General features: G+C 72.5%; 14 protein-coding genes. 10 read left to right on the top strand and 4 right to left on the bottom strand.

The window, feature by feature from the left end:
* Positions 1-8 precede the first annotated feature (8 nt).
* The 6 genes from JOD54_RS02615 (at position 9) to JOD54_RS02590 (ending at position 5,345) form a co-directional block, all read left to right on the top strand.
* Positions 9-1,436: an NAD(P)H-hydrate dehydratase gene (locus JOD54_RS02615; RefSeq protein ID WP_204449011.1), complete on the top strand. Its 1,428-nt coding sequence runs from the start codon at positions 9-11 to the stop codon at positions 1,434-1,436.
* Positions 1,433-2,503, top strand: a complete 1,071-nt coding sequence (gene alr, locus JOD54_RS02610; protein WP_204449010.1) for an alanine racemase — start codon at positions 1,433-1,435, stop codon at positions 2,501-2,503. The genes JOD54_RS02615 and alr overlap by 4 nt, the downstream gene beginning before the upstream one ends.
* Positions 2,503-3,549: an alpha/beta fold hydrolase gene (locus tag JOD54_RS02605; RefSeq protein WP_204449009.1), complete on the top strand. Its 1,047-nt coding sequence runs from the start codon at positions 2,503-2,505 to the stop codon at positions 3,547-3,549. The genes alr and JOD54_RS02605 overlap by 1 nt, the downstream gene beginning before the upstream one ends.
* 2 nt (positions 3,550-3,551) lie before the next feature.
* Positions 3,552-4,007, top strand: coding sequence for a tRNA (adenosine(37)-N6)-threonylcarbamoyltransferase complex ATPase subunit type 1 TsaE (tsaE, locus tag JOD54_RS02600; protein WP_204449008.1), 456 nt, complete (start codon positions 3,552-3,554; stop codon positions 4,005-4,007).
* A gap of 23 nt (positions 4,008-4,030) precedes the next feature.
* Positions 4,031-4,723, top strand: coding sequence for an HAD family hydrolase (locus JOD54_RS02595; protein ID WP_307859806.1), 693 nt, complete (start codon positions 4,031-4,033; stop codon positions 4,721-4,723).
* Between the two features lie 109 nt (positions 4,724-4,832).
* On the top strand, positions 4,833-5,345 hold the full coding sequence (locus JOD54_RS02590; RefSeq protein WP_239573260.1) for an RICIN domain-containing protein: 513 nt from the start codon (positions 4,833-4,835) through the stop codon (positions 5,343-5,345).
* Here JOD54_RS02590 and JOD54_RS02585 read toward each other — a convergent pair.
* Positions 5,332-6,639 carry a carboxyl transferase domain-containing protein gene (locus JOD54_RS02585; RefSeq protein ID WP_204449006.1) on the bottom strand — a complete coding sequence of 436 codons (1,308 nt, stop codon included), beginning with the start codon at positions 6,637-6,639 and terminating at the stop codon, positions 5,332-5,334. The genes JOD54_RS02590 and JOD54_RS02585 overlap by 14 nt on opposite strands.
* Entirely contained in the window at positions 6,626-8,032 is a 1,407-nt protein-coding gene (locus JOD54_RS02580; RefSeq protein WP_204449005.1) for an acyl-CoA synthetase, read from the bottom strand. Before JOD54_RS02580 ends, JOD54_RS02585 begins: the two co-directional genes overlap by 14 nt.
* 128 nt (positions 8,033-8,160) lie before the next feature.
* On the opposite strand from JOD54_RS02580, the gene JOD54_RS02575 reads away from it, so the two are divergent.
* The 4 genes from JOD54_RS02575 to tsaD are packed head-to-tail and all read left to right on the top strand — an operon-like array spanning position 8,161 to position 10,980.
* Positions 8,161-8,796, top strand: coding sequence for a hypothetical protein (locus JOD54_RS02575; RefSeq protein WP_204449004.1), 636 nt, complete (start codon positions 8,161-8,163; stop codon positions 8,794-8,796).
* Between the two features lie 35 nt (positions 8,797-8,831).
* Positions 8,832-9,467, top strand: a complete 636-nt coding sequence (tsaB, locus tag JOD54_RS02570) for a tRNA (adenosine(37)-N6)-threonylcarbamoyltransferase complex dimerization subunit type 1 TsaB (RefSeq protein ID WP_204456031.1) — start codon at positions 8,832-8,834, stop codon at positions 9,465-9,467.
* Complete coding sequence (rimI, locus tag JOD54_RS02565) at positions 9,464-9,940, top strand: ribosomal protein S18-alanine N-acetyltransferase (protein ID WP_204449003.1); 477 nt, start codon at positions 9,464-9,466, stop codon at positions 9,938-9,940. Before tsaB ends, rimI begins: the two co-directional genes overlap by 4 nt.
* Positions 9,937-10,980, top strand: coding sequence for a tRNA (adenosine(37)-N6)-threonylcarbamoyltransferase complex transferase subunit TsaD (tsaD, locus tag JOD54_RS02560; RefSeq protein ID WP_204449002.1), 1,044 nt, complete (start codon positions 9,937-9,939; stop codon positions 10,978-10,980). Before rimI ends, tsaD begins: the two co-directional genes overlap by 4 nt.
* On the opposite strand, the gene JOD54_RS02555 is transcribed toward tsaD, so the two are convergent.
* Both JOD54_RS02555 and JOD54_RS02550 read right to left on the bottom strand, forming a co-directional pair.
* Positions 10,924-11,907: a pentapeptide repeat-containing protein gene (locus JOD54_RS02555; RefSeq protein WP_204449001.1), complete on the bottom strand. Its 984-nt coding sequence runs from the start codon at positions 11,905-11,907 to the stop codon at positions 10,924-10,926. The two genes, tsaD and JOD54_RS02555, sit on opposite strands and share 57 nt — an antisense overlap.
* Before the next feature lie 872 nt (positions 11,908-12,779).
* Positions 12,780-13,667 carry a patatin-like phospholipase family protein gene (locus JOD54_RS02550; RefSeq protein WP_204449000.1) on the bottom strand — a complete coding sequence of 296 codons (888 nt, stop codon included), beginning with the start codon at positions 13,665-13,667 and terminating at the stop codon, positions 12,780-12,782.
* Positions 13,668-13,722: the final 55 nt, after the last annotated feature.

Genomic DNA, 13,722 nt, shown 5'->3' with positions numbered 1-13,722 from the left:
AGGCGCGAGTGCAGGGCGCCTGGACCACCGCGACCATCCGCGAAGCCGAGCGGCTGGTGCTGGCCGCGACCGCGCCCGGCGCACTCATGCGCAGAGCCGCGCACGGCGTCGCGTTGCACGCCGCCCGGCTGCTCGAGCAGCGCACCGGCGGCGTGTCCGGCAGACGGGTCGCGCTGCTGGTCGGCACGGGTGACAACGGTGGCGACGCGCTCTGGGCCGGTGCGTTCCTGCGCAAGCGCTCGGTCGGGGTGACGGCTGTCCTGCTCGACCCCGACCGCGTGCACGCCGAAGGGCTGGCCGCCTTGAAGCGCGCTGGTGGTCGGGTCGGCACGGTGGCGGACTTGGACTTCGCGGACCTGGTCATCGACGGGATCGTGGGGTTGTCGGCGCGCGGACCTCTGCGGCCCGCCGCCGCGGCCGCGGTGTCGCGGATCAAGGCGCCCGTGGTGGCGGTCGACCTGCCCAGCGGGGTCGATCCGGACACGGGCGCGGTGAGCGGGCCCGCGGTGACGGCCGACGTGACGGTGACATTCGGCGGGCACAAGCCGGTGCACTACCTCGCCGCCGCCCGGTGCGGGGTCGTTCACCTGGTCGACCTGGGGCTTGACCTGCCGGAACCCAGGTTCTCCGTGCTGTCGGAGCGGGAAGTCGGGTCGGCGTGGCCGCTCCCGGGCGCGGGCGACGACAAGTACACGCAGGGCGTGGTCGGGGTGGCCGCCGGGTCGTCGACCTACCCGGGTGCCGCAGTGCTGTCCGTCGGTGCCGCGGTGCTCGCGACCTCCGGGCTGACCAGGTACGTGGGATCGGCGGCCGACGAGGTGCGGCGGCGGTGGCCGGAGGTGATCGCGACCGGGTCGATCGGCGACACCGGTCGGGTCCAGGCCTGGGTAGTCGGACCGGGGATGGGCACCGGTAAGGCCGCCAGGGACCTGCTCGGGGACGTGCTCGGCGCCGGTGTCCCGGTGTGCGTGGACGCCGACGGGATCACGCTGCTGGCCGCGCACCCGGACCTGTGGGACGCGCGCGACCCGGACGTGCCGGTGCTGCTGACCCCGCACGACCGGGAGTTCGCGCGGATCGCGCAGCCGCGCGGGATCGAACTCGGTGCTGACCGGGTCGGTGCCGCGGTGGCGTTGGCGGCGGAGTTGGATGTGACAGTGCTGCTCAAGGGGCACGCGACGGTGATCGCGGACGCAGGCGGGACGGTGCTGGTGAACCCGGCGCGGTCGCACTGGTTGGCCACGGCCGGGTCCGGGGACGTGCTGTCCGGGATGGTCGGGGCGCTGCTGGCCGCCGGGCTGGACCCGCTGTTGGCCGCCGGGTGCGCGGCGTTCGTGCACGTGCGGGCCGGGGAGTTGGCCGCGCGCGGTGCCCCGGCGCCCGCGTCGGCGATCGTGTCAGCCCTGCCGGAAGCGATCAGGTCGGTGGTGTCATGAGTCGGGCCGAAGTTGTTGTCGACCTGGAGGCGTTGCGGCACAACGTGTCCCTGCTGGTCGCGCGGGCGTCCGGTGCCGAGGCGATGGCGGTGGTCAAGGCCGACGGGTACGGGCATGGCGCGGTTCGGGTCGCCAGGGCGGCACTGGAAGCGGGCGTGACCTGGCTCGGTTCGTGTTCGCTCAACGAGGCGCTCGTGTTGCGGGAAGCCGGGATCGAAGCTCCCATTCTGTCCTGGTTGGACGGACCAGGCGCCGACATGTCCGCCGCCGTCGACGCGGGCGTTGACGTCGGGGTGTCCTCTGTGGAACAGCTGGAGCGGTTGTCGGGGGCCAGGATCCACCTGAAGGTCGACACCGGCTTGTGCCGCAACGGGTGCCCGCCGGAGTCGTGGTCGGAACTGGTCGAAGCCGCGGCGGCGTCGGACAACGAGGTGTACGCGGTCTGGTCGCACCTCGCGTGCGCTGACGACCCCGCCCACCCGGCGACCGACGAGCAGGCCAAGCGGTTCGGCGAGGCGTACGACATCGCGCTCGCCGCCGGGCTGCGGCCCAAGCGGCACCTCGCCAACTCGGCCGCCACGCTCAACCGGCCCGACCTGCACTTCGACATGGTCCGGCTCGGCATCGCCATGTACGGGCTCAACCCGTTGGCGCAAGAGGAAGACCTGCGGCCGGTGATGAGCTTCCGCTCGGAGGTCGCGCTGGTCAAACGGGTCCGCGCGGGCGAATCGGTCTCGTATGGACAGACGTGGACCGCGGGCCGCGACACCACGTTGGCGTTGGTCACCGCGGGCTACGCCGACGGTGTGCCCCGGCTGCTGTCCAACCGGATGGACGTGCTGCTGGCGGGCGAGCGACGGCCGATCCGGGGACGCGTGTGCATGGACCAGATCATCGTCGACTGCGGTGACGCGGCTGTCTCCGAGGGCGACGAGGTCGTGCTGTTCGGGTCCGCCGCGCGCGGCGAGCCCACGGCCACCGAGTGGGCCGACGCGATCGGCACCATCGACTACGAGATCGTCACCGGCATGTACCGGCCGCGCGTGCGCCGCAGGTACCTGGGCTGATGAACCGGATCGGCAAGCTGGCCGCGGGAGCCGGTGTCCTCGCCGCGGCGGCGACGGCCGTCGCGGTGGGCGTGCGCAAGCGCTCACCGCGCGAAGACCCGTACCTGGACGAGCCGCTGGGCGAACTGGTGCCGGACCGGACCGGGTCGGTGGTCGCCGACGACGGCGTGCTGCTGTCCTACGAAGAGGTCGACCCGGCGGACGGCGGCCAGGCCGAGATCACCGCGGTGCTGGTGCACGGGTTCGCCATGAGCAGGCTGGGCTGGCACTTCCAGCGCCGCGACCTGGCCGACCTCGTCGATCCCCGGGTGCGCCAAGTGCTCTACGACCACCGCGGCCACGGCCGGTCGGGGCGCTCGTCCGCGGCCGCCAGCACGATCGACCAACTCGCCGCCGACCTCGACGAGGTGCTGCGCGCGGTCGTGCCGGACGGCCCGATCGTCCTCATCGGACACTCCATGGGCGGCATGGTCGTCATGGCGCTGGCCGAACGCGCCCCCGAGCTGTTCGCCGAGCGGGTCACCGGCGTCGCGCTCATCGGCACCTCCGCGGGCGAGGTCGGCCGCAGCGGCCTGCCCCGACCGCTGCTGTCCAAGTACAACCCGCTGACCAGGGTGCTCGGCCGGGTCGCCGAGTGGCAGCCCGCCGCCGTCGAACTCGTGCGCACCGCGGGCGGCGGCATCACCCGCCAAGCCGCGCGGACCATCGGCTTCGGGCCGGGCAACACCAGTCCCCGCCTGGTCGACTTCCTGGTCAAGATGCTGGACGTGACGCCGGTGCGGGTCCTGGCCGACTTCGTCGACACCCTCGGCAGCCACAACCGCTACGCCGCGCTCGCCGGGCTCAAGCACTGCCGCGTGCTCGTGCTCAGCGGCGACCACGACTGGATGACCCCGTTCGCGCACGCCGAGCGGATCGCCGCCGCGCTGCCCGACGCGACCCTGGTCCGCGTCCCCGGCGCCGGGCACGTGGTGATGCTGGAGCGGGCGGACCTGGTCACCGAGCACCTGGCTACGCTGCTGCGCGAGAGCCACCAGGGAGGATGACCATGGCAGAGACCGTGCGGCTGCCAACCCCGCGCGACACCCACGACTTCGGCCGCGCCCTCGGCGGTGTGCTGCGGCCGGGCGACCTGGTGCTGCTCGCCGGGCCGCTCGGCGCCGGGAAGACCGCGCTGGCGCAGGGCATCGGCGCGGGACTGGGCGTGTCCGGTCGGGTCAGCAGCCCGACCTTCATCATCGCCCGCGAGCACAAGGCCGGGGCCAGGGGCATCCCGATGGTGCACGTGGACGCCTACCGGCTCGGCGGCTCGCTCGACGAGCTCGACGACCTCGACCTGGACACCGAGCTGGTCGAGTCCGCCGTGGTCGTCGAGTGGGGCGAGGGCAGCGCGGACCGGCTCTCCGCCGACCACCTGCTGATCCGGCTGGACCGGCACCCCGACGACTCCCGCGTGGCCACGGTCGAGCGGTACGGTGCCTGGGTCGACCGACCGATCGGGTGATTCTGGGGGTTTCCGTGCGCGCGGTGATCTTTGACTGGGGTGGCACGCTCACCCCGTGGGTGACCATCGACCACTTGGCGGCCTGGCGCGCCTACGCCGACGTCCTGCACCCCGATGACGAGTCCGCGGCGAGCACCCTCGCCGCGACCGTGTTCGCGGCGGAGAGCGCGGCCTGGCTGCTGGTGCGCGACGAGCACCGGGCGTTCACCCTGGCCCAGGTGCTGGAGGGGGTGCAGGCGCCCTTCGACGAACAGGCGCTGCAGGCGTTCCGCGGCTACTGGGACCAGGCGACGCACACCGATCCGGACGTCGCGCCGATGCTGACCGGGCTGCGCGAGCGCGGCCTGCGCACCGGCGTCCTTTCGTCGACCGCGTGGCCCGCCGCCTGGCACGAGGAGGTGCTGCACCGCGACGGCGTGCTGGACCTGTTCCACGCCCGGGTCTGGAGCAGCGACCTCGAGTACACCAAGCCGCACAGGGCCGCGTTCGAAGCCGCGATGGCCGCCGTCGGTGTGGACGACCCGGCCGACTGCGTGTACGTCGGCGACCGGCCCTACGACGACATCAGCGGCGCCAAGGCGGTCGGGATGCGCACCATCTTCGTCCCGCACAGCGACATCCCGCTCGCGCAGCAGGTCCCGGTCGAGGTGACCCCGGACGCGGTCGTGCAGCGGCTCTCGGAGCTGCCCGCGGTCGTGGACCGCTGGTTGACCTGATCGGGTCGGCGAACAAGCCGACTGGGGGATCGGCGCGCGGGCGCGGTACGGCCAGGGTGGTGTCCAGACGGGACAGTCCCGTCTGGACATTCACGCTGGAGGTCTCTTCATGAAGGCACGCAAGGTCGCTGGTGCGGTCATCGGTGCGCTCGGGCTGCTCGCGGGCGGCGCGCTCCCGGCGGTGGCGGGCACCAGCGGTGTCTGGCACGAGCTCAAGCCGCTGAGCAGCGACAAGTGCCTCGACGTCGACGGCGGCAGCCTGGAGGACGGCGCGAACGTCATCCAGTGGTCCTGCCACGGCGGCACGAACCAGCTGTGGCAACTGGTCCTGGTCGAGTCCAACGACATCTACCAGATCTCCAGCGCCGCCAGCGGCAAGTGCCTCGACGTCGACGGCGCCTCCACCGACGACGGCGCCAACGTGATCCAGTGGGAGTGTCACGGCGACCTCAACCAGCAGTGGCGCCTCATCGCGGGCCCCGGCTCCACCTACGAACTCCAAGCCGTCCACAGCGGCAAGTGCCTCGACATCACCGGCGGCGACACAGAAGACGGCGCCAACGTGATCCAGTGGGAATGCCACGGCGGCGACAACCAGCAGTGGTCCGTCACGAACGTCTAGGGGCGATTCCGCGCACCACGCCCAGCTCGACGAGGTCCTGGGGGCGGAGGCGCAGCTGGCCTGCCGTCTCCGGGATCTCGTCGGGTGGGCGTTTGAGGATGGCGGCGCACAGTTCTGGGGATATCACCGAGAAGTAGGCGTCGGGGGTGATCCAGGTGTTGTCGGGGGCGGAGAGCGCCAGTGCGCCGCCGGAGCCGCCTTCGCCGATCACCAGGGTTGTCACCGGGACCGTGCTCGCGGCGACGGCGGCGAACAGCTCCGCTATGGACGGGCCGACGCCGGCCCGTTCGGCCGCGGGGTCGTTCGCCGCGCCCGGGGTGTCCACAATGGTCAAAACAGGGACGCCGATCCGGTTGGCCAGACGGATGAGCCGGGTGGCGGTGCGAAAGCCCGCCGGGGTGGTGGCGGTGCCCGCCTGGGCCACGAACGCGACAGCGTGGGCGTTGTGCAGGCCGATTCCGCAGAGCATGCCGGGATCGACTCCGCCCGCCCGGTCGCCGCTGATGTGGCGGCGGGTCGTGAAGTACGCGTCGAGGTACGCCCCGGCCCGGGGGCGGCGCGGGTCGCGGGCCCGCTGGACCGCCGACCAACCGTCGACCGCAGGAGTCGATTCCCCCATGGCGTAGGGGACTTCCGCTGTACCCGGCCGGGCGGTCAGCAGGGTCAGCCACCGCTCGACCGCCTCGGCCACCCCCTCCGGCGCACACACCTCGTCCACGTGACCGGCGGCGAACTGCCCCTCGGCGGTGTACGCGGGGTCGTCGGCGACCGGCCGCACCCGGCTGCCCGCGAACCCGACCTGGGCCCCGGCCACCGCGATCACCACGTCCGCGCCCGCCCCCAGCGACGCCCACAGGCCACCGGTGGTCGGGTCACCCAGCACCGACACGCGCCGCACCCCGATCGCGGCCCGGGTGATCCGCTGGAGCTGCCGCAGCGACAGCATCCCCTCGTGCATGCGGCTGCCGCCGGTCGCCAGGAACGACACCAGCGGCAGGTCAGCGCGCCTGGCCTCGTCGAACGCCCGCACGATCCGGTCGCCGGTCGCCGTCCCCACCGACCCGCCGAGGAAGCGGAAGTCGAAGGCCACCACCACCGCCGCGGTCCCGCCGATCCTGGCCGTGCCGCACACCACCGACTCGGTCTCACCGGTCCGCTCGGTCGCCCGCTCCCGCGCCGCCGCGTACCCGGCCCACCCCAGCGGGCCGTCGCCGACCTGGGTGACCGGGGTGAACTCCGCGAACCCGGTGCAGACGGCGGCGATCAGACCGCGCGCGCCCTCACCCGAGCGCACGCTTGGTGACCTTGCCCAACTCGTTGCGCGGCAACGCGTCCAGGTAGCGCACCACCCGGGGCCGCTTGTGCGGGGACAGCAGCTTCGCCACGTGGTCGGCCAACTCCTGTTCCCCCGGCCGCGGGTCGGCGGTCACCACCCAGGCCACGATCCGCTCGCCGAGGTCGTCGTCCGGTTCCCCGGTGACCGCGGCCTCCACCACCGCCGGGTGCTCCAGCAGCGCGTTCTCGATCTCGCCCGCGCCGATCTTGTAGCCGCCGCTCTTGATCAGGTCGGTCGCCCGCCTGCCGACGATGCGCAGGTAGCCGTCCGGCTCGCGCACCGCCATGTCGCCCGTGCGGAACCAGCCGTCGCGGAAGGCCCCGGCGGTGGCGTCGGGGCGGTTGAGGTAGCCGAGGAACAAGTTCGGCCCGCGCACCTCGATCTCGCCGATCTCCCCGTCGGGCACGTGCTCGCCCGACTCGCTGACGACCCGCACCTCGACCCCGTCGACCGCCGGGCCCACCGTCCCCGGCCTGCGGTCGCCCGCCGCGCGGATGGCGCAGTTCATCAGCGTCTCAGTCATCCCGTACCGCTCGACCACGCGTTGACCGGTCGCCGCGGTGATCCGGGTGTGGTCGCGGGCGGGCAGCGCCGCCGAACCCGACACCAGCAACCGGGCCTTGCCGAACGCGGCTGCCAGCTCCGGGTCGGCCTCGCAGTCGGCGGCGAGCCGGTGGTACATCGTCGGCACGCCGAACATGACCGTCGCCTCGCCCGCCAGCGCCGCCCCGGCCGCCGCCGAGTCGAACCGACCCAGGTGCCATACCGTGCCGCCGAGCCGCAGCGGGCCCAGTACGCCCAGGATCAGACCGTGCACGTGGAACAGCGGCAACGCGTGCACCACTGTGTCGGAGCCGGTCCACTCCCACGCGGCCGCCAACGCGTCCAGGTTCGTGGCGATGGCCCTACGCGGCAGCAGCACGCCTTTGGGCGGGCCGGTGGTGCCGGACGTATAGACGATGAACGCCGGAGTCTCCGGATCCGCCTCTTCCGGCAAGAGGCCTTCGCCAGGACCCGCGGTCACACGGGGGAGCCCAGCCAGCGCGGGCGGTAGGTCGACCTCGGGTTCGGCGAGTACGACGTCCGGGACGCTGTCGGCCACGATGTGCGCCAGTTCGCGTTCCCCGGTCTTGGGGTTGATCGGCACCACCGGTACCCCGGCGGCCAGGGCACCCACCACCGCGAGGCAGGTGTGCGCAGTAGGCGTCGCCCACACCGCTACGCGCCGGGCACCGGCCAAAGCGGCGGCGGTACCCCGGGCGGAGTGGGCCAGGTCGTCGTAGGTCAGGGTCTCGGACCCGAAGCGCAGCGCGACACGGTCCGGGCGATCGGCCAGAGTGGGCAGCAGCACCGGTCCAACCCTAGTGGCGGGCCGGTGACCGCGGCGGTGAACTTCGTCGCACAGGGTGAGCTGCTGTTACACCCAGGTCGGTCTCGGCGATACCCGACCTGGGTGACCTCAGGTGTCGGGAGCGTCGGGTGTACTTCGGGAAGTTCTTCGCGCTGCTGGTGCGGCGGTGGCTGGTGGTCGTGCCGCTGCTGCTCATCGCGCTCGTCGGCGCTGGCTACGCCTACGTCTCCACCCCGCTGGGCTACCAGTGGACCGGCACCGTGGTCATGCTGGCCCCCAAGGACGGCCGGATCGTGCGCCCGCCGAGCCAGCTCGAGCAGACCAACGCCCTGCTGGCCTTCGCGCCGACCCTGTCCACCATCACGATCATGCTCATCGAGGAGACCGCGGTCTCGGCTGGCAAGCTGGTCACCCAGCCCAAGGACGCCGTCGAGATCACCAGGGAGGGCCCGTTCATGACCGCCAAGGTCGAGGGGGCGACCCAGGCGCGGGCCAAGGAGCTGGGCAAGCAGGCGTTCGACCTGATCCGCAGGTCCCTCGACGACAAGCAGCGCTCCCTCGGCGCGCCGCCGAGCACCTGGGTCACCGTCAGCGTGGTCGCCGCGCCGGACGAGCCGGAGAAGCTGCCCAAGGCGAAGATCACCAAGGTCGGCGGCATCCTCGCGGGCGGCGGCATGCTGGCGCTGTTCAGCGCGGTCGCGGTCGACAGCGTCGGCGACTACCGGCGGCGCAAGAAGCAGCAGCCGGAGAAGGCAGTCACCTAAGAGGGGCGCGGGGCACCCTCGTACCCTTGACCACCGTGCTGGTCCTCGCGGTCGACACCGCCACCCCCGCGGTCACCGCCGGAGTCGTCGAACTCACCGGTGGTACCCCCAGGCTGCTCGCGCAGCGGGTCACCGTCGACGCCCGCGCGCACGGCGAGCTGCTCACCCCCCACCTGCGCGACGCCCTCGCCGAGGCGGGCCACACCCTGGCCGACCTCGACGCCCTGGTCTGCGGGGTCGGGCCCGGGCCGTTCACCGGGCTGCGGGCGGGCATGGTCACCGCCGCCGCCCTCGGGCACGCCCTGGACCGGCCGGTGTTCCCGGTGTGCACGCTCGACGCGATCGCCGCCGAAGCCGCTGCGGAGTCGTTGCTGGTGGTCACCGACGCCCGGCGCAAGGAGCTCTACTGGGCGCGGTACACCAACGGCGCCCGGGTCGGTGAGCCCAACGTGAACCGCCCGGCGGACATCCCGCTGGACGGGGTCACCCGGATCGCGGGCGCGCGGGTCTACGACCTGGGCGTGCCGTTCGACGGGCCGGAGTACCCCAGCCCGGTCGGGCTGGTGCTGGCCGCCGACCTGACCGGCGAACCCGGCCCGCTGACCCCGCTGTACCTGCGCAGGCCGGACGCGGTCGAGCCGGGCGCCCGCAAACGGGTGAGCCCGGGATGACCGAGCCGGTCCGGATCGAGCCGCTGCGCCGCGCCGACCTGCGCCGCTGCGCCGAACTGGAGCGCGCCCTGTTCCCCGCCGACGACCCGTGGAGCGAGTCCGCCTTCGCCGCCGAACTGGACTGGGGGCACTTCTACGTCGGCGCGCACACCGGTGAGCTGCTGATCGGCTACGCGGGCCTGTCGCTGGCCGGAGCGCCCGGCGACATGGAGGCCAGCGTGCACAACATCGGCGTCGACCCGGTCTGGCAGGGCCGCGGCGTCGGCAAGGCACTGCTGCGCGCGCTGCTCGAGCGGGCCGACGACGAGCGCGCGCAGGTGTTCCTCGAGGTCCGCACCGACAACGCCGCCGCCATCGCCCTCTACGAGGCACACGGCTTCGCCACCATCGGCCTACGCCGCCGCTACTACCAACCCTCCGGCGCGGACGCGTTCACCATGGTCCGACCCGCGCGGGTGCAGGAGACCACGTGACGATCATCCTGGGCATCGAGAGCTCCTGCGACGAGACCGGCGTCGGCATCGTCCGGCTCGGCCCCGACGGGGCGGTCGACCTGCTGGCCGACGAGGTCGCCTCCAGCGTTGAGCAGCACGTCAGGTTCGGCGGCGTGGTGCCCGAGGTGGCCAGCCGGGCGCACCTGGAGGCCATGGTCCCGACCGTGCGCCGCGCGGTCGAGGTCGCGGGCCTCACGCTGTCCGATGTGGACGCCATCGCGGTGACCTGCGGGCCCGGCCTGGCTGGCGCGCTGCTGGTCGGCGTGTCGGCGGCCAAGGCGTACGCGTTGTCGCTGGGGGTGCCGCTCTACGGGGTCAACCACCTCGCCGGGCACGTCGCCGCCGACACCCTGGAACACGGCGCGCTGCCGTCGCCGACGCTGGCCCTGCTGGTCTCCGGCGGGCACAGCCAGCTCCTGCGCGTCGACGACCTCGCGGGCGGCATCACCGAGATCGGCTCCACCATCGACGACGCGGCAGGCGAGGCCTACGACAAGGTCGCCAGGGTGATCGGGCTGCCCTACCCGGGCGGCCCGCCCATCGACAAGGCCGCCCAGCGCGGCAACTGCTCGGCCATCGCGTTCCCGCGCGGCCTCACCGGCCCCCGCGACGCCAAGTACGACTTCTCCTTCTCCGGCCTCAAGACAGCCGTCGCGCGCTGGGTCGAAGCCCGCGAACGCGACGGCGGGGAAGTCCCCATCGACGACGTCGCCGCGTCCTTCCAGGAGGCGGTTGCGGATGTGCTGACGGCCAAGGCGGTCCGCGCGGCGACCGACCTGGGCATCGGCACCATGGTCATCTCCGGTGGCGTCGCCGCGAACTCCCGGATCAAGCAGCTCGCCGCGGAACGCTGCGCCGCCGCCGGGATCACCCTGCGCGTCCCCCGCCCCCGCCTCTGCACCGACAACGGCGCCATGATCGCCGCCCTCGGCGCCCACCTGGTGGCCGCCGGGGTCAAGCCCTCAGCCCTCGACCTCACCACCGACCCCGCCCTCCCGGTCGCCACCACCTCGGTCTGACCCCTTCGGCCAGGTCGTCGCCGAGTCCGCCCGCACCCCGTCCAGCTTGGCGCCGTCGAGGACGGCACCGGTCAGGTCGGCGCCGCGCAGGTCCGCGCCGCGCAGATCGGCGTCGCGGAGGTCGGCCTCGGCCAGGTGGGCCAGGTGCAGGCTCGCGCCGACCAAGCTGACCCGTTCGAGCTGGGACCGGCGCAGGTCGGACCCCTTCAGGTCACTGCCGTCCAACCGGATCCCCTTGAGCCAGCACCGGGCGAGGTTGACGTGCCGCAGCTGCGCGTCGACCAACCCGCCCCGGGACAGCTGCAGCCCCCGCAGGTCAACCCGCGACAGGTAGATCCGCGGGTTCTCCGACGCCTTGCCAGCACTGGGCAACAGCGCCACGACGTGCACCGCCGCCTGGACATCCGGCGCCGTCACCTGCAACCACGGCCGATTCTCGACCGTCGGCGTCGGGTGCACCGGCCCATCCGGAGCCCCCACGTGCCAGGCGGCGTGGTTGCGCACGAAGGCGCACAGAATGAACTGCACCCGATCCCGATCCGGCGGCGAGTTCTTGGCGATCCGGTCCAACGCGTACACCGCACCGATCCGCACGTCCACGTTCCCGCTGCCCAACTGCTCCACAGCCCGCGTAAACCGCTCCGTGATCTGCCCCTCCCTGGCCACAGCCACCTGCCGCCACGTAGCCCCCGCCCCAGCGATCACCAACAACCCCGCCGCCAACTGCAACAACGTCGACCGAACCCCGTTCTGCAACTGCCCCTGCGCCTGCTGCAACTGGATCCGAACCTCAGGACTGCCCACCGCCGCCAACTCCCCACCCCCCAAAGGCGGGTACAACCACTGCGGCACCACCGACAACCCACCCACGACGAGAGCCACCAGGCAGGCCAACCCCGCCACAACACCCCAACCACCCCGACTCATCACGCGCAGAGCTTCCCCTACCCCTGCGGAACCCCTCCACCCCAGTGGCCGGACCATCCCCCCAGTCCTCCCGCGCGTCCTCCTGCGCGCCGAACACCGTTCCCAGCCGAGGCCCTTCGCCCACCAGCCCGGCGCTTGTCGCAGTAGCGCCCACCCGCCCCACCGGCCACAGGCCGCACCCGCCCGACGGCAGACCCCGCCCACCCAGGGGGGCCACCCACTTCCAGCGTAGTCGATTCCGGTGCCTGTCAAGGGGGTTCGGCGGAAGCTGTGGACAAACGAGAGCATTGTGGACAGTCATCGACCGGCGCGCCTGCTTAGACCGCAAACCCGCCCTCATGCGTCACGGAGTTCCGTGAAGGCAGCGAGGTTGTGGTCGCCTACGGTGCCGCACCAACGCACCCCTACTCGCCTGGCGCGGTGAAAGACTGCTCCTCAGGCGCGCCACTCAACGGCCCGGGCGTGAAGATCGGCCACGGCCCCGTCCCCTCCTGGCCGACAGCAGACCCCGCCCACCTCAGGGGGACCACCCACTTCCAGCCTAGTCGAATCCGGCACCTGTCAAGAGGATCCGGTAGGACCTGTGGACAGAAGAGGGCATTGTGGACAGTCGCCGACCGGCAGACCCTCATGGTTTCAGACCCGCTAAACCCGTCCGCGCTACGACACCTGGCGCTGGATCAGACGCGAGAGGGCGGCGAGGGGAACGAAGAACCAACCAAAGGCCACACCCCCGGCGGACGGCAGACCCCGCCCACCCAGGGGGGCCACCCACTTCCAGCGTAGTCGATTCCGGCACCTGTCAAGAGGGTTCGGCGAGAGCTGTGGACAGAAGAAGGCATTGTGGATAGAGGGCCGCGCAACGGCCGTGCTCAGGTCAGGGCGGCGAGGACGGCTTCGCGGCCGAGGCGTACTGCTCGGCGGAGCAGGAGGGTGTCCCGGGTGAGGCGGGGGACCTCGGGGGCGGTGGCGGGTGGGCGGATCTGGAGGATGGAGGGGTGGGCGGCGAGGTCGTTGTCGTCGGTGAGTTGGCGGGTGTGGCGGGATTGCCAGCTCGTCAGGGCGCCGGGGGCGACTCGGCGGAGGTAGCGGGAGACGACGGCGGTTTCGACTCTCGAGGGGGGTAGGGCTGCCCAGCCGTCGGGGCGGGTTCTCAGGACGAGGACGTCGGTCGCGCCGTCGGCGATCGCGGTGCGGAACGGGATCGCCTCGGCCAATCCCGCGTCGATCCACTGCCTGCCCGCCAGGGTCACCGGGCGGCCGGACAACATCGGTAGACCCGTCGACGCGCGCAGGGCCAGCTGCAGCGAGCGCTGGTCCTTCAAGAACGGGTGCAGGTCCACCGCCTCCCCGGTGGCCGCGTCCGTGGCGAGCGGGTGGAACGTGGTGGCGTTGGACAGGATCGCCGCGAAGTTCATCGGGACGGCCTCGTAGACGACCTGCACGAGGTGCTCGGTGTCGACGACGCGGCGCAGGCGCCAGGGGTTGGTCACCCGCCGCATGATCGCCGGGTCCGACCAGCCGAAGGTGCCCGTCTGCGCTTGACCGCCGAGCATCCAGGCACCGTTGAGCGCACCGGCGGAGGCACCGTAGACGGCGTCGAAGCAGCTGGTCAGGCCTAAGTCGTCGAGACCCGCGATCATGCCGCCGGAGTACGAGCCTCGGCTGCCCCCGCCCTCCACGGCGAGGGCGAGCTTGCGGCCGTCGGCACGACTACCGGAGGACAGGCGGGAGCGCAGCAGCGAGATGACGGGGTGCACCGGGTCGACGTTAGTCCCTTCGGCGGCAAGTCAACCGGGGTATGCCAGGCGATCA

It is taken from the genome of Actinokineospora baliensis (assembly GCF_016907695.1).
GTDB lineage: Bacteria > Actinomycetota > Actinomycetes > Mycobacteriales > Pseudonocardiaceae > Actinokineospora > Actinokineospora baliensis.
The sequence above is the reverse complement of the archived record's forward strand: the minus strand, read 5'-3'. Positions and strand labels throughout refer to the sequence as shown.